This is a genomic window from Pseudomonas sp. KH_046_2 (genome assembly GCF_057838985.1).
In genome coordinates this window covers 4017300-4037846 of sequence record NZ_CM174480.1, presented here as the reverse complement: position 1 = coordinate 4037846, position 20547 = coordinate 4017300, and the positions used below count along the sequence as shown (strand labels likewise).

General features: G+C 52.1%; 18 protein-coding genes and 2 pseudogenes. 7 read left to right on the top strand and 13 right to left on the bottom strand.

Going from position 1 to position 20547, the window contains the following annotated elements; all coding sequences use genetic code 11:
- Positions 1-71: 71 nt before the first annotated feature.
- Both lpxH and AC3IX1_RS18310 read right to left on the bottom strand, forming a co-directional pair.
- Positions 72-827: a UDP-2,3-diacylglucosamine diphosphatase gene (gene lpxH, locus AC3IX1_RS18315; RefSeq protein ID WP_489385269.1), complete on the bottom strand. Its 756-nt coding sequence runs from the start codon at positions 825-827 to the stop codon at positions 72-74.
- A complete protein-coding gene (locus AC3IX1_RS18310; RefSeq protein ID WP_008053603.1) occupies positions 824-1327 on the bottom strand; it encodes a peptidylprolyl isomerase in 504 nt (167 codons plus the stop codon). Before AC3IX1_RS18310 ends, lpxH begins: the two co-directional genes overlap by 4 nt.
- Positions 1328-1579: 252 nt before the next feature.
- On the opposite strand from AC3IX1_RS18310, the gene AC3IX1_RS18305 reads away from it, so the two are divergent.
- The 6 genes and pseudogenes from AC3IX1_RS18305 to AC3IX1_RS18280 all read left to right on the top strand — a co-directional run bounded on the left by AC3IX1_RS18305 (position 1580) and on the right by AC3IX1_RS18280 (position 8381).
- On the top strand, positions 1580-3277 hold the full coding sequence (locus AC3IX1_RS18305; protein ID WP_489385268.1) for a glutamine--tRNA ligase/YqeY domain fusion protein: 1698 nt from the start codon (positions 1580-1582) through the stop codon (positions 3275-3277).
- 20 nt (positions 3278-3297) lie between these two features.
- Entirely contained in the window at positions 3298-4680 is a 1383-nt protein-coding gene (cysS, locus tag AC3IX1_RS18300; protein ID WP_489385267.1) for a cysteine--tRNA ligase, read from the top strand.
- Positions 4681-5201: 521 nt separating this feature from the next.
- Positions 5202-5294, top strand: a pseudogene (locus AC3IX1_RS18295) (lysis protein); the annotation flags it as partial.
- Positions 5275-5997: pseudogene (locus tag AC3IX1_RS18290) on the top strand (DNA adenine methylase); the annotation flags it as partial. The pseudogenes AC3IX1_RS18295 and AC3IX1_RS18290, both read left to right, overlap by 20 nt.
- 447 nt (positions 5998-6444) lie before the next feature.
- Positions 6445-7473: a hypothetical protein gene (locus tag AC3IX1_RS18285; RefSeq protein ID WP_489385266.1), complete on the top strand. Its 1029-nt coding sequence runs from the start codon at positions 6445-6447 to the stop codon at positions 7471-7473.
- A gap of 2 nt (positions 7474-7475) precedes the next feature.
- Entirely contained in the window at positions 7476-8381 is a 906-nt protein-coding gene (locus AC3IX1_RS18280; protein ID WP_489385265.1) for a hypothetical protein, read from the top strand.
- A 120-nt stretch (positions 8382-8501) separates the two neighbouring features.
- Here AC3IX1_RS18280 and AC3IX1_RS18275 read toward each other — a convergent pair whose 3' ends face one another.
- The 8 genes from AC3IX1_RS18275 to AC3IX1_RS18240 form a co-directional block, all read right to left on the bottom strand.
- Entirely contained in the window at positions 8502-9191 is a 690-nt protein-coding gene (locus AC3IX1_RS18275) for a hypothetical protein (protein ID WP_489385264.1), read from the bottom strand.
- 400 nt (positions 9192-9591) lie between these two features.
- The gene (locus AC3IX1_RS18270) at positions 9592-11025 is read right to left on the bottom strand and encodes a hypothetical protein (RefSeq protein WP_489385263.1); all 1434 of its coding nucleotides are present in this window, start codon (positions 11023-11025) and stop codon (positions 9592-9594) included.
- 234 nt (positions 11026-11259) lie between these two features.
- Positions 11260-12156, bottom strand: a complete 897-nt coding sequence (locus tag AC3IX1_RS18265; protein WP_489385262.1) for a TIR domain-containing protein — start codon at positions 12154-12156, stop codon at positions 11260-11262.
- The gene (locus tag AC3IX1_RS18260; RefSeq protein WP_489385261.1) at positions 12156-12431 is read right to left on the bottom strand and encodes a hypothetical protein; all 276 of its coding nucleotides are present in this window, start codon (positions 12429-12431) and stop codon (positions 12156-12158) included. The genes AC3IX1_RS18265 and AC3IX1_RS18260 overlap by 1 nt, the downstream gene beginning before the upstream one ends.
- Before the next feature lie 196 nt (positions 12432-12627).
- Positions 12628-12837: a hypothetical protein gene (locus tag AC3IX1_RS18255; RefSeq protein WP_121103608.1), complete on the bottom strand. Its 210-nt coding sequence runs from the start codon at positions 12835-12837 to the stop codon at positions 12628-12630.
- Positions 12838-13285: 448 nt separating this feature from the next.
- On the bottom strand, positions 13286-13750 hold the full coding sequence (locus tag AC3IX1_RS18250) for a GNAT family N-acetyltransferase (protein WP_489385260.1): 465 nt from the start codon (positions 13748-13750) through the stop codon (positions 13286-13288).
- 29 nt (positions 13751-13779) lie between these two features.
- Positions 13780-13989 (bottom strand): hypothetical protein, encoded by a 210-nt coding sequence (locus AC3IX1_RS18245; protein WP_489385259.1) that lies wholly within the window; start codon positions 13987-13989, stop codon positions 13780-13782.
- Positions 13979-15157 (bottom strand): radical SAM/SPASM domain-containing protein, encoded by a 1179-nt coding sequence (locus AC3IX1_RS18240; protein WP_489385258.1) that lies wholly within the window; start codon positions 15155-15157, stop codon positions 13979-13981. Before AC3IX1_RS18240 ends, AC3IX1_RS18245 begins: the two co-directional genes overlap by 11 nt.
- Positions 15158-16723: 1566 nt before the next feature.
- Between AC3IX1_RS18240 and AC3IX1_RS18235 the strand changes: the two genes are divergently transcribed.
- Positions 16724-17332, top strand: coding sequence for a hypothetical protein (locus AC3IX1_RS18235; protein WP_489385257.1), 609 nt, complete (start codon positions 16724-16726; stop codon positions 17330-17332).
- Positions 17333-17561: 229 nt separating this feature from the next.
- On the opposite strand, the gene AC3IX1_RS18230 is transcribed toward AC3IX1_RS18235, so the two are convergent.
- The 3 genes from AC3IX1_RS18230 to AC3IX1_RS18220 all read right to left on the bottom strand — a co-directional run bounded on the left by AC3IX1_RS18230 (position 17562) and on the right by AC3IX1_RS18220 (position 20497).
- The gene (locus AC3IX1_RS18230) at positions 17562-19907 is read right to left on the bottom strand and encodes a phage/plasmid primase, P4 family (RefSeq protein ID WP_489385256.1); all 2346 of its coding nucleotides are present in this window, start codon (positions 19905-19907) and stop codon (positions 17562-17564) included.
- Entirely contained in the window at positions 19904-20176 is a 273-nt protein-coding gene (locus AC3IX1_RS18225) for a hypothetical protein (RefSeq protein WP_489385255.1), read from the bottom strand. Before AC3IX1_RS18225 ends, AC3IX1_RS18230 begins: the two co-directional genes overlap by 4 nt.
- A gap of 117 nt (positions 20177-20293) precedes the next feature.
- Positions 20294-20497, bottom strand: a complete 204-nt coding sequence (locus AC3IX1_RS18220) for a helix-turn-helix transcriptional regulator (RefSeq protein WP_489385254.1) — start codon at positions 20495-20497, stop codon at positions 20294-20296.
- Between the last annotated feature and the right edge of the window lie 50 nt (positions 20498-20547).

Genomic DNA, 20547 nt, shown 5'->3' with positions numbered 1-20547 from the left:
CCGTTTACGGCGAAGGCCGGGCCTGCGGCCTCAGGACACTAAGGCAACACATAACCTGTGGGAGCGGGCTGTTAGTTGGCAGGTGCGGCAAGTTGCGGCGGCGGAGGCGTGAAATCAAACGGCGCCAGCGCAAACCCTTGCTCATCCACCTGCAACGCCCAACCCTGCCGATCCCAATCCCCCAGCACAATGCGCCTGGCCGCTTGCTCGCCAAGCTGCAACTTGTGAATCGCGGGGCGGTGGGTGTGCCCGTGGATCAAGGTCTTCACGCCGAATGCCTGCATGATCCGCGGAATCTCTTCGGGCGTAACATCGACAATGTCATTGGCCTTCATCCGCGTTTGCGCGCGGCTTTCACTGCGCAGCTTGCGCGCCAGCTTGTGCCGGGTGCGCAGCGGCAGATGCCGCAGGATGAACAGGGTGATCGGGTTACGCAGGTAGCGACGCAGCTTCATATAGGCTTCGTCGCGGGTGCACAGGCTGTCGCCGTGCATCAGCAGCACCGGCTCGCCGTTGAACTGCACGACACTCGGGTCTTTCAGCAAGGTGCAGCCGGCCTGTTTGCAGAAGGCCTTGCCCAGCATGAAATCACGATTGCCGTGCATCAGAAAAATGGCCGTGCCGCTGTCGCTGAGGTCGCGCAGGGCCTGGCAGATGGAACGCTGGAAGGGTGTCATGGCGTCGTCGCCAATCCACACCTCGAAGAAGTCGCCCAGAATGTACAACGCACTCGCCGAGCGGGCGCGTCCGGCAAGCAAATCCAGAAACGCCCGGGTAATGTCCGGGCGCTCCTCTTCCAGATGCAAATCTGAAATCAGCAATATCACTCAATGATCTCGGCTTTCTCGATGATCACGTCGTCTGCTGGTACGTCCTGGTGGCCGGACTTGGAGGTGGTGGCCACACCTTTGATCTTGTCGACAACGTCGGTGCCGGCGGTCACTTTACCGAATACCGCGTAGCCCCAGCCCTGAACGTTCTTGCCGCTGTGGTTCAGGAAGCTGTTGTCCGCCACGTTGATGAAGAACTGTGCGGAAGCCGAATGCGGCTCCATGGTGCGGGCCATGGCGACGGTGTACTTGTCGTTGGAAAGACCGTTGTCGGCTTCGTTCTGGATGCTTGGGCGCTTGTCTTTCTTTTCTTTCATGCCTGGCTCGAAACCGCCGCCCTGGATCATGAAGTTACCGATGACACGGTGGAAAACGGTGTTTTCGTAGTGACCGGCTTTAACGTACTCGACGAAGTTGGCCACGGTGATCGGGGCTTTGTCGGCGTTCAGTTCGAGGACGATGTCGCCGAAGTTGGTAGTTAGTTTGACTTGGGTCATGATCGTTACTCTTTATAAGAAATTCGTGGTGTTGGAACATCACGTCCCGCCACCGGTTCAGCCTGTTTTGGCCAAGGTGCGCAGTTTAGCCTGCCGGACGCGAATTTCGAGGCTGTTTTTTCATTTGCGGTCTATAAAAAGCGACCGTTTACAGTGCGCGCGCTGTCAGGTACTTGACGGCATCGGCTATGATAGCGGCTTTGTTTTGTCCGGCCTTCATTACGGCCACGCACTTGTACGTTCAAGGATCCTATGAGCAAGCCCACTGTCGACCCTACCTCGAATGCCAAGACCGGCCCTGCCGTGCCGGTCAACTTCCTGCGGCCGATCATCCAGGCAGACCTGGACTCGGGCAAGCACACGCAGATCGTCACCCGTTTCCCGCCTGAACCCAACGGCTACCTGCACATCGGCCACGCCAAGTCGATCTGCGTGAACTTCGGCCTGGCTCAGGAGTTCGGCGGCGTCACGCACCTGCGTTTCGACGACACCAACCCGGCCAAGGAGGACCAGGAATACATCGACGCGATCGAAAGCGACGTCAAATGGCTGGGCTTCGAATGGTCCGGCGAAGTGCGCTACGCCTCGCAGTATTTCGACCAGTTGCATGACTGGGCGGTGGAGTTGATCAAATCCGGCAATGCCTACGTCGACGACCTGACCCCTGAGCAAGCCAAGGAATACCGTGGCAGCCTGACCGAGCCGGGCAAGAACAGCCCGTTTCGCGACCGCAGCGTCGAAGAGAACCTGGACCTGTTCGCCCGCATGAAAGCCGGCGAGTTCAAGGACGGCGCACGGGTGCTGCGGGCCAAGATCGACATGGCTTCGCCGAACATGAACCTGCGCGACCCGATCATGTATCGCATCCGTCACGCTCACCACCACCAGACCGGTGACAAGTGGTGCATCTACCCGAACTACGACTTCACCCACGGTCAGTCGGACGCCATCGAAGGCATCACCCATTCGATCTGCACCCTGGAGTTCGAAAGCCACCGTCCGCTGTACGAGTGGTTCCTCGAGCACTTGCCAGTGCCGGCCAACCCGCGCCAGTACGAGTTCAGCCGCCTGAACCTGAACTACACCATCACCAGCAAGCGCAAGCTCAAGCAACTGGTCGATGAAAAGCACGTCAACGGCTGGGACGATCCGCGCATGTCCACGCTGTCGGGTTTCCGCCGCCGTGGCTACACGCCGAAATCGATCCGCAACTTCTGCGAAATGATCGGCACCAACCGTTCCGACGGCGTGGTCGACTTCGGCATGCTCGAATTCAGCATCCGTGACGACCTCGACCACAGCGCCCCGCGCGCCATGTGCGTACTGCGTCCGCTGAAAGTCGTGATCACCAACTACCCGGAAGGCCAGGTCGAGAACCTCGAACTGCCATGCCACCCGAAAGAAGACATGGGCGTGCGCGTCCTGCCGTTCGCTCGCGAAATCTACATCGACCGTGACGACTTCATGGAAGAGCCGCCGAAGGGCTACAAGCGCCTGGAACCGGCCGGTGAAGTGCGCCTGCGTGGCAGCTACGTGATCCGCGCCGACGAAGCGATCAAGGACGCCGATGGCAACATCGTCGAACTGCGCTGCTCGTACGATCCGGACACCCTGGGCAAGAACCCTGAAGGCCGCAAGGTCAAAGGTGTGGTGCACTGGGTACCGGCTGCGGCCAGCGTCGAGTGCGAAGTGCGTCTGTACGATCGTCTGTTCCGTTCGGCCAACCCTGAGAAGGCCGAAGACAGCGCCAGTTTCCTGGACAACATCAACCCTGATTCGCTGCAGGTACTCACCGGTTGTCGTGCCGAGCCTTCGCTGGGCAATGCACAGCCGGAAGACCGTTTCCAGTTCGAGCGCGAAGGTTACTTCGTCGCCGATCTCAAGGACTCGAAACCAGGTCAGCCGGTATTCAACCGTACCGTGACCCTGCGTGATTCGTGGGGCCAGTGATTTAGCGTCAAGGAATTAACGTGCTTACGATCTACAACACGCTCACCAAGAGCAAAGAAGTCTTCAAGCCGCTCGATGGCAACAAGGTGCGCATGTACGTGTGCGGCATGACCGTGTACGACTACTGCCACCTGGGGCACGGCCGCAGCATGGTCGCCTTCGACCTGGTGACGCGCTGGTTGCGCTTCAGCGGCTACGACCTGACCTACGTGCGCAACATCACCGACATCGACGACAAGATCATCAACCGTGCCCGCGAGAACGGCGAGTCGTTCGAAGCGCTGACCGAGCGCATGATCGCGGCGATGCACGAAGATGAAGCGCGCCTGAACATCAAGAAACCGGACATGGAGCCGCGCGCCACGGATCACATCCCTGGCATGCACGCGATGATCCAGACCTTGATCGACAAGGGCTACGCCTACGCCCCGGGCAATGGCGACGTGTACTACCGCGTCGGCAAGTTCATGGGCTACGGCAAGCTGTCGCGCAAGAAAATCGAAGACCTGCGCATCGGCGCGCGCATCGAAGTCGACGAGTCCAAGCAGGACCCGCTGGACTTCGTATTGTGGAAAGCCGCCAAGCCGGGCGAGCCGAGCTGGGAATCGCCGTGGGGCGCAGGGCGTCCGGGCTGGCACATCGAATGCTCGGTGATGTCCACCTGCTGCCTGGGCGAGACCTTCGACATTCATGGCGGCGGCAGCGACCTTGAGTTCCCGCACCACGAAAACGAAATCGCCCAGAGCGAAGCGGCCACCGGCAAGACCTACGCCAACGCGTGGATGCATTGCGGCATGATCCGTATCAATGGCGAGAAGATGTCCAAGTCCTTGAACAACTTCTTCACCATTCGCGACGTGCTCGACAAGTACCACCCGGAAGTCGTGCGTTACCTGCTGGTGTCGAGCCACTACCGCAGCGCCATCAACTACTCGGAAGACAACCTCAAGGACGCCAAGGGCGCCCTGGAGCGTTTCTACCACGCGTTGAAAGGCCTGCCGAGCGTTGCACCTGCTGGCGGCGAAGCCTTCGTCGAGCGCTTCACCCAGGTGATGAACGACGACTTCGGCACACCGGAAGCCTGCGCGGTGCTGTTCGAGATGGTCCGCGAGATCAACCGTTTGCGCGAGAGCGATCTGAACGCAGCGGCCGGTCTGGCAGCCCGTTTGAAAGAACTGGCCAGTGTGTTGGGTGTGTTGCAGCTTGAGGCTGATGACTTCCTGCAAGCCGGCGCCGAAGGGCGTGTGGATGCAGCCGAAGTCGAGGCGTTGATCGCAGCGCGCCTGGCGGCACGTGCCGGCAAGGACTGGGCCGAATCCGACCGCATCCGCGACCAGCTCACCGCCATGGGCGTGGTGCTGGAAGACGGCAAGGGCGGCACGACCTGGCGTCTGGCGGACTGATTGCTGTCTTTGTTACAGACAAAACCCGCCTTGTGCGGGTTTTTTTATTGCATAACTTATTGTTTTATATGAATTAAATACAGGAATACGGTGGAAGCCCCACGCCTAGCCCCACACGAATTGCTTGCGTGAAGGGTAGCTGGTCTGCCAAGCAGGCAGCAGTGCCCACCCAAGTGCACACCGGCACCAAGCTACACCGTGCAACTGCCCCACAGGCATGCTGTAGCGGCCCTGTTGGCCGCGCAGGTGGCTGGCCCCTACGTTTTGTGCGGCGGTTAGGGCTTTAGCCGCACGCGGCCACCCATAGCCCCAAGTGCCCCCCCCATGAAGTAAAACACGGTAGGGTGCTGTACAGTCCTGTGGTCATTCACAAAAAATGTGGATTTTTCCAAGTGCATGGTGCTACCCCTGCTGCGCAGCTTCCATCCTGCGGAATTGCACTCCACTTGCGCCCCCATTTGATTCAACCTGATCAGTAATTTGCATCGGACTTGATCTGCACCTTTCGTAGCCATGACCGGCGAGCCCAACTTGACCCAGCGCATGCCCAACGAATTATCGGCATAACCGATGCCGGCGACCAAGGACTGATCGCCTCACGAGTGTTACGTTGAAGTCTTTGCCGGCGGTGCCGTGCTCTACTTCATGAGGCCTCAGGCCGCGCCCGTTGAAGTCCTCAACGACATCAATGGCGACCTGGTCACCTTGTACCGCGTCGTGCAGAACCACCTCGAAGAGTTCGTGCGCCAATTCAAATGGGCGCTCAGCTCGCGCCAAGTGTTCGAGTGGCAGAAGATGACCCGCCCCGAAACCCTTACCGACATCCTGCGCGCCGCCCGATTTTTCTACCTGCAGCACCACGCCTTCGCCGGCAAGGTCACCGGGTAAACGTTCGGCACTGCCACCACCGGTCCGGCCATCAACCTGCTGCGGATCGAGGAAAACCTCTCGGCCGCCTGGCAGCGCCTGTCCGGTACCTACGTCGAAAACTTGCCTTGGCTAGAATGCGCCGAACGCTACGACCGTGCCCACTCCTTCCACTACATGGACCCGCCTTACTGGCAGACTGCCGGATATGGCGAGGATTTTCCCTTCGAAAACTATGAGCGCATGGCTGACTTCATGCGCCGATGCAAAGGCAAGGTGATGGTCAGCATCAACGACCACCCGGACATCCGGCGTGTATTTGAAGGCTTTCATTTCGAAACGCTGGACATCCGCTACTGCAATACCAATCAGCGTCAAGGAAAAGCGGAGTTGAGTGGCGAGCTGGTAATCATGAATTGGGAGCCGGCGGCATTGGGAGGGTTGTTTTAGGTTTCACCGAAGAGTTTTTTGGCAAGAAACTGAAGTAGCCGAACAATCTCAATGGCAAGAAATAGGCACAGTCGTGCAGAGCTGATGTAAGCGATCAAGAATACGAACACTAGAGAGGGAGTCAGTCCTCACTGCGAAGGGGGCCGCATCGGTAGCGGTCCACCTAGGAAAACCGCCGACTACCAGGTTTCAAAAGCTCTACTGGGAAGGTTGCAGGTGTGCGCATGATCAAGCTGAGGGAGGCGAGTGAGAAGTGAATACCGATCAATGATCGTGGGCTGCCATCTTTGTAGGCTGGTGCCTGCCCCATAAATATCTTGTCTAGCACCTACTCTCCTCGCATCTCCGCATCTCCGGCGCATGCTAGGGGATCCATCAGGTCAATCGTCTCTTTACCATTACTTCCCCTCTCATTACTATTATCGATCACCCAAAGGAGCGACGCCCGTGACGATCAAAATATTTACCAAAGAGTACGATAGTGTTATTAAAAGCGTTGTTTTGACGGGTGAGACTACTTATCGATTTGCAATTGATAATATATTTCCGTTGATAAATCGGTTTTCTGCTCAGCGTAAAATTCAAAATCCAGCATTTTATGATCGATTGCGCAATGATATTTTGAAAGGGTGTCTAATGCCTCCAATAACATTGGCATTGATCGAACTCGAGCAAATCGATTTTGAAAATGTTGATGAGGCTTCTAATTACGCTAATGAAAATGTTGAAAAGGGTTATGTGCTTGATGGTATGCAGCGACTTAATACGCTTAATAGCATTAAAGATCATGAGGACTTTCCTAACGATAAAGCGCTATACCTCAGTGTGGTTATATCGGGGAATAAGGATATGTTGCTATATCGAATGATCACCCTCAACAATGGTCAGCGGCCTATGACGCCGAGACATCAAATAGAGGTTTTAACTGAGGAGCTTTTTGATTTTAGCTCGTTAGATATAGAAATTCAGTCGGAAAAAGATCGTGGCGAAAAAATAAAGCGAGGTGCATTCAATCTTTCTGATATTTCGAAGGGGTACCTTGCTTTTTTTACTAATAGTGTTCATAACGAAAACAATAAAATCATCAGCGAAAAAATGGATGAGATTATTGTTGGCAACATCATGGCGACGGCTGTTGTCGAGAACGGCTTAGAGTTTCAGCAGGTTCTTGAGTTGATAGACAAATTTTCTACGAATGATCATGCGAAAACTTGGCTGAAAACTCAAAATAACTTAATTGGCTTTTGCGTTGGTGTAAAATCTTCCTATGGGTTTTTGAATAACCTCGATGCTGATAGTTTTGGTGAGTTGGTAGAGCGGTTCGATACAGCGTTTAAATCTATCGATGCAGCCAAGGTTAACCTAGGTAAATACAGGCGTGAGCTTAGTCGTAAACTTATTGAAAAAATTAGCGATGTAATTTCTTTTAATGATATTGAATTGCTGACATATTTCTCTGACGAAATAGCTGCGTAATTATGAAAACAGTTAGCTATGAGTTTGCCGAGAGGTCCGGATCTCCATTTTCGGAGGAGTCACCCTTTTATATCGGCCAGAATACCCACGAATTTGCGATGATTTTCCGGGTTATCTCAGGTAGCTGTCAGATAACGAACTTGAACACAGAGGAAGGTGCTTCGCTTGAGACCAACTATTTTTATAGTGATCTCAGGACCAATTCCCAGGGCGATCTTGATTTCTTAGATGGCTTTGATGAGGGGTTAAACCTTTCTGATTACGAGGCTCTAATAACGCGTACTGGTTTCAAAAACAGGAAGTTTTATAAGAGTTTTTTGGCCGAGCTAGCTAGCTGTATTTATCATGAGAAGGGGGAGAGGCATACAGCGGCCTTTGTACATTTATATAGGTCGTATGAACATTTGTCCTATGCTTTCCCAATGATCTATGCATCCAGGACCGAAGACTATATAGGAACATTTGAAAACCTTCGGCAGTGGTTGAGTACTTCGAACTCTGATGGGAATGTAGGGGAATTGAAGTTCCATAAGAACTTCATAGCGACCCTTTTCAAAGGGCTCCCGGAGTTGCAGACGACGGTTGATATTGAAATTAACACAAAGCAGGAGTATCGAGCGTCAATTTTTAAAGCCCTGGCCGAAAAAGTGGTTGGTTGGAATGGTCCGGCAAAGTATAGCGCAGGCACACAATTTCCCGACAGGCTTGCTATCCCTTTCTTGGAACACCATAGTTTTCTTGTTAACCTCCGGAATCGATTCTTTCATTATTCTAACGCACGGAGCGATAACATAGGTCTTGATGATATTATTGAAGCTGATCTGCTGTTTTCATTCGTGAATAAGGCAACCCTCAGTTATATCGCAACTATTTTCCATGGAATAGTAAAGCATCAGATGCAAAGCTAGATGGCCTATTTCGCTTTAGTAAGGTTAAAATGGCCCCTAGCCACCGTTTTAAAAGGGGGGTAGGGGCTTTTTTCTTTCATGCCCAAGCTAAATCGGGATGTGTTCGACTGAGGTGTTGTCTTAATCCGGGACAATGATCCGTGCCAGATCTTCATATAGTTCAGCAAAAGCATCAAAATGCGATGTTCTCTTGCTAACGCTTGATTGTGAAAAAATGCCTTGAACTGGCGTGGTCAGAAGTTTACCTGGTTGGTAGCCGCTAACAAGCTTTCCATCAGGTGGTTTTAGAAAAGCCAAGGCGGTTTCTTTAAACGCTTTCCTGCATTTTTCAGAGCTATGTGCAACTCGATTTCTGATTGCAGAGGCATGTCTGATTAATGGTGCTTTGCTTTCTAAAGATCTAAAATTATGTTTTGAAAAGAAGAAGTCAGCCGTCCTCCAAATGCCGCGGGGTTCTGTAACTTTCAAATAAGATTTTGCTTTGTTGTATTCGGGGTCGTGTGAAAGTATTTCATAGGCATGTGCTAAATCTGTCGCTTGCCCGAATTTAGGTGTGGGGCAATAACCATTTTCTGTAGTTGCACCTGTCATATAACGCACAAGTGTTGCTTCTAGGAACTCTTCCCAGGCTGAAACCATTCCCATGAAGGCCAGTTCAATAATTTGATTCACGTGCTTTGTATGAATGACTTCATCGATGGATTTCGGAGACCAACGAGGTAACTCCTGGACAGAGTGCACTAGATTCTGTGCACGGATGATTTCAGCAATAAAGGTCTTTCTGATATGCGACACACTTGACTTGGCCATCCTGGTTTCTCTTACTTTATGAGGGCGAATGTGCTCAGGCCGCGCTGCGGGAAGTTAGCTTTCAAAGCTATCAACTTAACAATTTGAGCCTTTTAATCGCGAGCCATCGTAATGCCATCCTGGCTTTCGTCAAGCTTTGAGTGACAGTGCTCGGGATTGGAGCCGAAAAGGGTTGCTCAAAAATTTACTACAGGGGTGAAAAAAGGAGGCGGATTTTAGTGAGTGGCGAATTTTGCTGGTACGAAATTGGTACGGGGTTTTTTTTTTTTTTTTTTGGCCGTCATCTTTGCCTTTATTTCATGGCGTGTGACGGTAAGTCGATCCAATCCATCATCAGGAAACAGGAGAGCCTCAAGGAGTGCCGATGGGTTGGGGAATCGGCACTGAATTAGAGATACTCCTAAGCCTCAGAGGGAAGCTCGACCTGGCGATACTCAAGTGGAAGATTCAATTTTCCCGTAAGGTATCTGAGATATCTCTCGTCCTCAGGGCTCAGTGCTGTCCGACCAACCGCAACCAGTCTTACCGCTTTTTCTGGTAGCTCATTCCAGTAGTACGCGTACTCAAGTAGCTGTCCAATCGCCAAGCGCAAAACCCTACGGGTGCAGAAATCTGACTTAACCTCGAAGAGAATTGTCTCCATTTCCGTTGTTAAGGTGACATCTACAAAATTTTCTTCGAAGACGATATTCGCCCCAGGGTATTCAATTTTCAGCTCCTCATGCAGGGCGGCCTGCATTATCCCATGCTCTGGCGAGCACTCCCGTCCCGAGCCGCCGCTCCTGAAGTAGCTGTCTTGAATGGGAGGAAGATTCTGTCCTTTCCGAGCCGGGCGGCGTGTATTCACCGTATCTGGCAGGGAGGCCTCGTGATTAAGCTCAATGAGCTGATAACGGTTGTAGTGCTGCACGGGGTCCCCAGCCGCGGCAAATGTGTTTGGCGGATACCACTCAACATCTTCTGGGCGAAAACGGACATTCAACACGTAAGGGGCCCATTCCCCGTTCCCCAAGCCACTTCTATCACCATCTACAGTGTCTATTTCCTCCAGCATGCGGTCATACCACCCAACGCGCTTGTAGTGATCCAAGGCCGCAATGCCTTGAGCTTCATCTAGGAACTCGATATGGCGAATACGGGCCACATAGCGGCGCCCATCAGGAGTAAGGGTGTAGAGCACAACATCACCTGCACGCTCACCACGTGCGAGCCGTGACTCCCAGCCCTTGTTTACTCCTTGAAGAAAGCCATATTGCCAGCCGCCAATTTGCCATTCGAATCGAAAAAGCCATTCCTCATGGCCATAGCCGTGCTGTGAGGAAAAGGTATTCGATGCTTCGGCTGCGCTCCTGGTGGGGTACTGCCAATTGGAGTCATTTTGACAGATGCGGGTGATATAGCTCGTTACTGTCCTTGTCGTCGATTTGCGACTAATTGAGTTCACGTTGCCAGCCTCTACTTCAGCTCGGATAGTGGCGGCTACTGCCGCCAATCTATTGTCGTCACCGAAAAAATCTTTCCAGACGCGATTGTCCTCTTTGCTCCCATTACGGAGCCCCTGAAGGCCCGCATCTATGTGAGAAGGATTGAAATGGCTGAAGTTGGCAAGCTTCATCACAACAGCGTTTGGACTACGGAAATTTTGGGGCATAGGCCGCCCCATTAGCTTTCCCATTCGTCTCAGGAAATCAGATAGCTCCACAACATCTGGGTGATCTTCTGAAAGTGATTCTCGCGGGTGATGCAAGAAAAGATTGAGAGCCAATATCAACTCATAACGCGACCACGATGGGCTACGGCGATTTTTGGTTTGTTTCGCTGGGGTACCTTCCATGATGGTGGCTCATTTGTTATCGGTGAGTAGATTGAACTGAGCTTAGCGAAACCCAACGCCCCCCGCCTGCTCAATCTCCAGCATCAACTCCGTCCCCTCATTTTTCACGGTACCTGGATCGATTGCCGCCTGTCATGAGGGGCAGCATTCGATCCATTGCAGTCGGTCCTTATTCATGCTTACTGAAAACTATTATCAGAAAGTTTAGCGCCGGAAATGGAGCTGCAAGTAGGTTCAAGGGCGCATCAGTTTGTTCCAATCGAAGTTATGACCGGCGGCTTGCAACTCTCTCCCTAAAGCTTGTTTCCAGCCGCCCGTGTCATCCATCGGTTCCCACACCACGCCCGCAAAATCACTTGGAATTTCTAGCTGTCCGCGTTTCAGGGCACAGACTTTGTCACGCCCCAGACGGCCAATAAAGTAGCCCAGTTCCAGTAACACATTTTGTCTAGCTCGAGGCTCCAGGACGCCTCCCTTTACACTGCCTTCATCGTCAGGAGTAAGAAGTACCACGGCAAAACTCACATCACCGTGTGCTTCCACCTTTTCGATTACGGTACGGCCTTGGTTGGCTTGCTCATGCAGGATAATTGCTTCAAAACCCATTCGCTCAAGGAAGCGCGCAACGGTTTCGCGAGCACCGTCGTCATGGCCATGAACAATGAAAATCTTGTTGGAAATTGGTAGTTTCAACTGTGGCTTAACCTCCCCATGTGTCTGGACATAGAGCTTGTAATCCCGCACAAAGGGGATGATAAGTTGCCCTGTCAATGCGTGTATTCCGGAAATTACTTTGTTACCTGAATAAAAATAATGGTGACTAAAATTAATTGCATAATCCGAGTCAGCAGCCAGCTTATCTATTAGCAGGAGCGTAAGGCCCAAGGTCTGCTCATGGTCATCAGGCCAGAGGAGAGAGGCACTTCCGACCATGCCTCCACCAGTGCTTTCGCTTGCTTCTAAAAAGCCTTCTAGGTCGACGCTTGCGGTCAAAACGCTATTAACGGCCTCCAAATCAGGGTGCTGGAGCAAGCTAGCGAGCTTTTTTAAAGGGCGCTCAAAAGTTTGAAGCTGGGCACCTTGCAGATCCAGAACGGAGTTGTTGATCTGTGAAAACAAGTCTATAGCCATTATTCAGCCCCCTTCAACCGAGACGCTGCTGCGCGGTCGATGATGTCCGCGCGGTATTGCGCCTTCATCTGCTCGGCAAGAGGCCCAATGATCGGATTTGAATTATGGTGTCCGACGCGCTCATCAATAACGGTCACGACCTGCTGAATAGCCGCCTCAATACTCGCAGGATCATAGGGATCGAAGTTCACCGTACAAAGATCACCATCCAAGCTTTGAAGTACTTTCTGTGCTTCGGCCATCTGACGCTGAAGCTTTTCGAGTCCTTTGATCATAGCTACCATCCTTATGAGTGAGAAAGGACATTATCACTAATAGATCAGCTGCGGGAGCAACACTGGCGGGGAAAACGGACCGAGTAGCCGAATCAATCACTGAGGCTATCCACTGACGGTTCGTGCTGTAAACAAAGGTGCTCTTGGTCAGTCAGCAGCTGTTGATTCGAGGAGTGACCGCATCAGCCGACAACAGTCATTCCGGCGTCATCATCACCGCGAGTGTCATCTTGATGAACTCTTCGTTGCGGTCGATCGCATCCAGGGCGCCGCGCACGTTGTCGGCGACATCCGCGGCTCCCCGCTGCTCGACCCAATTCGTGAGCTCCATGATGGCGGCTTCCAGGGCGAGTTGGTTTTCATTGATCTTTAACAGCAGGGAAGGGAGCAGGTCAGAGTGTGGCATCGAGAATCCTCCGTGAAGAATTCAGCGTAGCAGTCGAATGTCGAGCGGATGACTCACTACCGCCTTTATCCCAAGCAAGGGGCGACTCCCCAGACGACAAACCAAGAACCGGTAGTGCCAGGGAAAGGCCTGTGTGAATGCCTGCTTAAAAATTGCTACAAAGGTGAAGAAATAAAATGGGGAGGACTAAGCGGGCCGGGCCTCTGGTGGATGGCTACATCCAATCCATCATCTATCCGGCCGGAATCGAGATTCGGTGGAAGGATTAAAGAAAATCAAGACTCAAGCAGATGTCGCTGGATAGTTGTTCGATGGGAGCAAAGGAGATTTTACTTTTTTCAGCGGCCTATCGCGGAATAGGATTATGGGCGCGAATTCATCATTTGTTCGAATCTGATCTGCTATGTATGTTTTTAATTAAGCCTGATGGCTGTAATTGCGATAGCATTTATTTTAGTATTAATGCGACGCTGTATACTTTGGCGTAGTTAGCGCCTAGGTGCTTGGCAAGCTTCATGGCAGATACGTTATCGATACGTGTTGCCCACCATATAAACCGTTTGCTAGTCAGTGTCGCGACTCTTTCGCAGGACATTATTAGAGATTGCCCGATGCCACGTTTACGATGTTCGGGCGCGACATAAAGGTCACACAAGTGCAGGCCTTCAACTCCTGCCCCTGGATCATAGAATGTTTTAAACGAGATAAACCCAATAATTTTAGTTTCATGTCTTGCGAGGTGGATAGCAACACGTCGTTTAGAAGAAAAAACATCAGCGTTGAGCTTGCTATTATTTAAAGACGTAAGCGGCAGTCCTTCGCTGATGCGAAAAGAGTTTAAAAGTGCGAAATAGGTGTCTATTTCGCACGGTTTAATTGGTGATATCCGCCAGTAGTTATTAGAGTGTGGCATTGAACTGCGTCTATTTAGTGGTGGTTGGTTTAGTATACGATGGTTATAATTGCGGAGCTCTCAACATTGCTAGGGTCTCTCAGGTCCAACGTATTGAATCCGAACTGTTTCATGACTGCTACGTCTTCAATGTTTACTCCGTGCTTGGCTAATGCTTTTTGAACGTCCGATACTAATTCCGCCCGAGCATCGTCATCCGTTTTCATTTTGTTTTTGAAAATTTCTAGTTCATTGCTCATTTTTATCTCCAATAGTCGCGGTCAGGTTGAATTTTTTGAAAAGCTCCGCGACATCCAGCTCTCCAATTAGTTGTTTAAGTTCATTCTGTGCTTCCAATAACGAGTCTACTTCGAATTCGGCAAATATTGCACGTAACTTAATGGCGAGTGTTTCGCTAGAGAAAACTGAGTTGCAGTAGCTACAGGCGCCCGGAAAACTATTTATGTCTGGCATGTTGCTTGCCAGATTGGAGTCGTATTTGGCGACGATATTTATGATTTCGGAGAAACCGGAGGTTTTCATTATCCGAAACATACTAGAGTATTGAATTCTTCTCCAGATTTCATCTAGCGGGGTTTTAAATGCATTACCTATGCTCAAGCCTTTTGTTGAAAGATTAAAGGTTGAACAGCAGGGATAAACCTCCCCATCCCAAAAAACGACAACGTCATGATACTTTCGTCTATAGCAGGTTTTATAAGGATTTTGAAGTGACTGCTCACTATAGGTTACTGTAGCTTTCTTTGCTCTTCCAACTTTTGCTAGTCGTTTTGTTCGAAGAGATATATAAGGTTTGTTTACGAGGTCTGGTACCATTGATTCTAATGAGCTGTTTTCATCTGGGAAGGTACCAATAATATAGACTGGGATTTTTTGCTCTGCGAAGGCTCGAGCCGCGAAGACCACGTTCTCAGTTGGGACAAATGCTGAGTGGGAATGGTCGCAACTAATGTTTGCTCGTTTTAGTCCGTTTGCTACTAGCTTTTTCGCAAGTTTTGAAGCGGCCTCGAATGAGGTTGCCCAATGCGCTGCTGTAGCTACAGTGAAAGGTAGGCCACACGTGGATATATGTTCTGTGAGAGATATAAGCTCATCTTCGAACATGAATATTTCCCCTCCAGTCAGCCCAATTGATGTGAAATTAGGCATGGCTGCGGCCTGAGTTACTAGTGCCTTTGCTGATGAAAGGGGCATTTTTTCCTTTCGCTTCGGATGGCAGCCATAGCAGCAAAAGTCACATGCAAGGGGGCAGGCTAGTGTGTAATTTAGAACGAGCACGTCTTTTTCAGGAGTGTCATAAAGTTCATGTTCAAGTAGTTGGATATCTTCTGTGGTGCTTGAGTCTAATTGAGTGTGTGGGATTAGCATCATGCTTTTCTCGATTGGTTTTTTCCATTCGGTGAGCATAGGGTGGGTTTTTAAGATGTCAAAAAGAGTCTTTAAGGTCTCCTATGTTAGTAGGCTTTCTATTTGACACTGTGAGCTTCGGGTTCGAGAAGAAGTGACTTTTTATAAGCTATTGGAAATAATAAGTTTTTTTGTTGGTTGTATCACTTGCGTGACAATCTTGAAAATTTTTAGTCGGCTTGGAGTAAGGTCGTCACGCCTCAGTTGGAGATATAAAATATTTTTTTATGAGCTTTAAGTATTTTAAATGTGGCGCGTCGATCTGCAGGTGCCTTCGTTTTTTCTGTGGCTCGCCATCAGGGCTATGTATCGCGAACGGAACGATGCTTTAATGCCAAACGAGGTTTGTCTGCGACAGGTGGAATAGTAGAAGGAAAGCGGGAGCTATTTTCGAGGACCACGTTTTAACCAGCCGTCTGCATGGCTTCCGTGGGCATTTCACCCACTCGATGCGTACCCCTCTGTTGCACCAATAACATCTGCTCCATCACGACTGCCTCTAAAGACAGCTGGTTTTCGTAGATCCTTTTCGGCACGTCCGGCAACGAATAGTTTGCTTAACATGGTTTCGACTTCTTTCGAGAAATCCAAGCAGAGCAGCAAGAGTGTCCACAACAGGCACCTGATTCGAGTTGCTTAAAAGTTGCTACAGAGCGAAGAAGTTGCAGCGGATTAGCCAGTCTGGCTGGGGTGTTGGGAAGTGCTACGCCCAATCCATCATGGGCATAAAACAACGCGGTATCAGCAGCTTCTTTTGACCGAGTCTTTGTAAAAAACGTTTTAGAGGGGACTAACGGTCAGAGTCGGAACGAAAATCGCATTCCCACGCATATTCCAGCTCGCGATGTACACCCCGGGCGGATTGCAGCCAGCCGCTATAAGCACCTTTAGGGGCCTTTGGGTTAAAGTTTAGGGCGCAATGCAAAGCTAATAGCGGCCTTTTGGCGTGGTAAAATAAGCGTGCCACGCCACCCCTAAAGGGGCAGCCACTATGCACCGTGCAGACCTACCGACACTGGACATCAGAACCCTACTGCATCAAGGGTTACTGAGGGACTCCACACCCGGAACTTTGAGTTTAGGTGAGCTTAGATTTGACTGTGTAGCGCCCGACCGCTCAGCACTGTTAGTTAGTTGGGTTGGGCACCAGCAAGCGTTGCCCCTCCGCTGGACCGGCGTGTGTGGCCGTTCTGGTGCGCACCGAGTTTGCTGGTGCTGCCCTCAGTGCGAAAAGCCTACTTCGCTGCTTTACCTGCTCGAAACTTTCGCCTGCGCCAAGTGCCACGGGCTGCGCTCAGGGCTCGGTACTGCTGAACGTTTGCGCAGGGCTAAGGACGCCGTAGCCGTGTTAGAGGCAGCAGCACAAGGGCCGATTGCATTGCTGGCAGAACTAGCGAGCAGGTCTGTCGTGCAGTCCAGCGGTACAACAGTGCTGGTCACTGGCCCGATAGCACCCGTAATCGAGATGGTCGGGCAGCGTGATACCGAAAGCGAGACAGCGCTCCAGCAGGCTCAACATGAGCAGCGTCTGGCGGCAATTCGCCGTGCCAAGCGGGAACAACGACGATGAGAAAACCGCACACGGGCGAGGTTCCAGCCCTGGAGATGAGCGCGTTCCGGCAGATGGGTGGGTTGGATGCTGGAGCAAAGCTGGAGCTAAAGGGTGGGCTAGAGGGCGAAGTGCGAATCATCACCGAAATGATGGGCGATCACGTGTTGGTGACGGCTTACGAGGCGACGCAGCGGCTTGACCTCACCATGAGCGTGGACAAGTGCAATAGGCTTAGAGTACGAGTGCTCTGCCCTCGGTGCTTCACGCGGCGGCGCAAGCTTTACCTGTGGACGGGTGGATTCGCCTGCCGTGGCTGCCATGGACTGCACAGACCAAACAGCGTCGCTCCACGTGCTGAGGGGCGGGACTTGGTGGCAGGGTACGAGCGGCTACGCACCAAGCTCCACGCCCGGGATATGCCAATTCAGTGTATTCGCAGACCTGTCGGGATGAAGCGCGTGTACTTCCAGCGTTGGGTCGAACGCCTGAAAGTGGTGGAACCGCTCGCCGTGGAAGAAATGTACCGGAATCTCAAGCGAGCGGGTTTACTGGGACTATTCAGTGTTGGCCCCAAGAAGATGGGCAGACCAAAGACGCGCCACCCGGCCCGTAAAGCGGGGTAGCAGGGCCGCCAGTGCTCCGCAGTCCACAACATGGTAGGGGCTACAGGCGGTACTTCCAGTAGGGGAGGCAAGGGAGGCGCGGTGCAGCCAAATTGTTATAGGTTTTAAAAAAATAAAATTTTACTATTAGCTATATTCCCCCCGTAACTAGTAAGTAAAAAGTATATTTTTGGTTTTTTAATTTTTTAAAGCTGCATTTAATTTGGGGGTGCCCCGCCTCCCTTGCCTCCTAATTTTTCGTATTGATACGTAGACCGAATATATCGCGCCGACCAGCATGGCCTTTAGCCGTTGTGCAACCGAGTAGAAGCAGCCGCTCGGTGAACGTGGTGTGTGCTACGGCTACCTTGATACCCTCTTGCGTGGCCCAACTTTGGTAAAGCTGGAAAAGAGTCGCTGACTTCTCACGTCCCGACGGGTCACGCTCAACCATGCCTGACTCCTCAACAAAACGTGCCACTTGATCAGCCGAAGTTCTCCATACCTTGAGCTCGACCAGACTGCTTGCTGGCGTGGTGAAGCCCTTCACTAATCCGGTAGCGTAGGCCCGTAGGGCAAGGTTCAGGATTCCAGGCAACTCCTTCATTAGTTTGTTCGAAAGCAGCGGGTCGCAGCTGCCTAGCTCGGGCTTAAATTCGTTGTTGAATCGAAGAATCAGCGCACGGCGAAACATCCCATCCGAAAAGTCCCGCGTGTGGGGCAAGTGGTTTGCGCCAAACCAGCAAGTAGCGAAGGGGTGCATAGTGAACGGCTTCTGATGTTTATGCTCGACCGTCATTCCTTCGCCCGACACGATTGCCTTGAGTGCGGCGTCGTCGATGGTCATCCCCTGTTTCATTTCGCTGACCAAATTAACTAACTTGTTGTGCAACTCGGCGCGTTGAAAGCTACTGCCGAACGACGCAGGTTGGACGGCTGCGACAGCCTTAGGACCGCACAGCCCCTCAATTACTCTCAGCATCACGGACTTACCATTGCCACCCCCGCCAATCAACAGAACAAACTTTTCCAGTCGGCAGTGCGCCATCAGGGAATAACCCATCATTTCAAGCAAGGCAGTGGCCTTGTCCGAGGCGTCTTCGTCGCCATCAAAGACTGATTCCAGGAATAACTCGAACCGTGGTGCTATGGCCTCCGAGTCGAACTCCACGGGGAGTTGAGACGTGCGGTAGTGCTCCCGATTGTGGGGCTCGATATGCCATTCCCCGTTCTGTAGGGATAACTCCCCATTCAGCACGTTGACACACTCGGGAGGGCCTACGTTGAAGGTGCAAGACTGGTTGTAGACTTCGGTCTTGAGCAGGTCGGTCACAGAGTCCACAAGCCCTTTATTTACGTTCTCAGCACTGGCTTCGACCTCGGCCTGTACCAGTTGTCGAAGCGCTCGTTCCTCGCACAACTGCCACACGCCGCGCTTAATCCACTGCCAAACGCCAGAATGCGCACCTACAAGGTTTTTGTGTCCGACTTTTTCAATTGCATTGCGTGCCAATTGCAGATGGTCGCCCCCGACTTTGGTGGAGCGTATCGCGCTGCGCAGTGCGCCCATTGGTGTGCCTGTGCTCTTTTTGATCTGCTTAAGCACGGCGTCCCGTTCGACAGCCCCCAGAAAGGCCGCCTGCGTGGCTAGCATGGTCACTTCCTCTGGCTCGGTATCGTTGCCAAACTTCTCGGCCCGTGCCAGCAGGCTTTTAAACTCGCTCCACCCTTCCTCGGTGGCGTACTTCTTGAGTGTGCCCAGCCCTACCGGGTTGGTCGCGTCAGCATGGAAGCTGCGCCATTTTTCTTCGACTTCGCTGTCGTCGCCTGCGCTCCATTGACAAGCCAGTTCTAGCCCAACCTCAGAACCGCCTGTTTCGAAGTGCAAGGCCATGAGTACGGTCAGCCACCGGTCGTAGTCACAGTCAGGCTTAATGTGTGCCAGCAACTCGCACACACGCCCCCCAGCGTCGCCCATTGGTGCTCTCGGAGGGCATGGCTTAGCAAGTCGGGGCGCTTCCCGCCCGTTCAGTTGCCACACAGCATCTATGAAATCCTGCCCGATCTCGACCAACTCATCAACACGAGCGACGGTATCGATCAGCATGGTCTTTCCCGGTGACGGGGCCACTACCAACATGGCTAGCCCCTCGATGGCGCTGCGGCCCGTTTTTACATCAATATTGTCGGGGCTTTTAATAGTGCTGAATCCTTGCTGCCAAGCCGTGGTGTTCGGCGCTCGGCGAAAGCGGTAGTGCATACCCTTGCGGGTCTGCTGAATCCAATTGCAGGTGAGACCATGCTCCTCAATAAGTGCCCGCAGTCTCGCCAGCGACTCCGGTGAGTCGGCGTCAAGCACCATCGTCTGGTCATCGACGATGATTCCCAGCCCAGCCTGGGGGTTCCTATGCCAGTACGCATCAATGGCGTCGTGGCTAAGTTCGTTGAGCCACGGCTGCCACCTGACCAACGTTGACTTCGTTTCCATGCCAACTGGGATCGGCCTGTCTCCGAAATCCAGTAGTTCATGCGCTCTACGCTGAAAAGCGTTTTCAATATGTTTCCATTGGCCTGGAGATTTTTCATAGATGGTCATGCCAGCACCTCTAGCGCGAGCAAGTCGGCCTCAAGGTGAATATGAGCAATTCGATTGAACGCTTGGTGGTAGATCTGAACACAATTCACCTGCGCGGCGTTTCGACTGCCGGTGAGTGTGGCGTCGGTCATCACTAACCACTGTGGTTCAACTGCCTTCAGAATCCCGGTGTAGGTCACTGGGCCAAGCTGCATAACCACGCGCTGGCCAAGGTAGCGGTCAAGCGGGCTGGCTTTGGGTTTTGCCTTGTTTAGCGAAAGCTTTTCCATTGGGTTCTCTCCTGAGAAGCCCAACCTTTAAGGGTGTAGTACGCGCCAAGGGGGTATAAAATTACAACTGTATTGCTACACCCCAAGCCGCTGACTCCTTAACTGGTCGGCGGCTTGTTATTGGGGGTGGTCTAGCTGATTGTTTATCCAATCCTGTACAGCAAGACTGTCCCAGCCAACGGCGTGCAGGCCAGCTATCGGCTTACCTTTAGGAAACCTACCCTCGGCCATTAGCTCGTAGATTTTGGTGCGGCTAAGACCCATGGCTTTCTGTAGGTCGTGGATGCGCAAAATTGTGCGAGGGAGTGGTGTGTTGCTCATGTTTGGTGCCCCAAGTATGGCCACGGGCTGCGGCGTATAGGGCATATGTT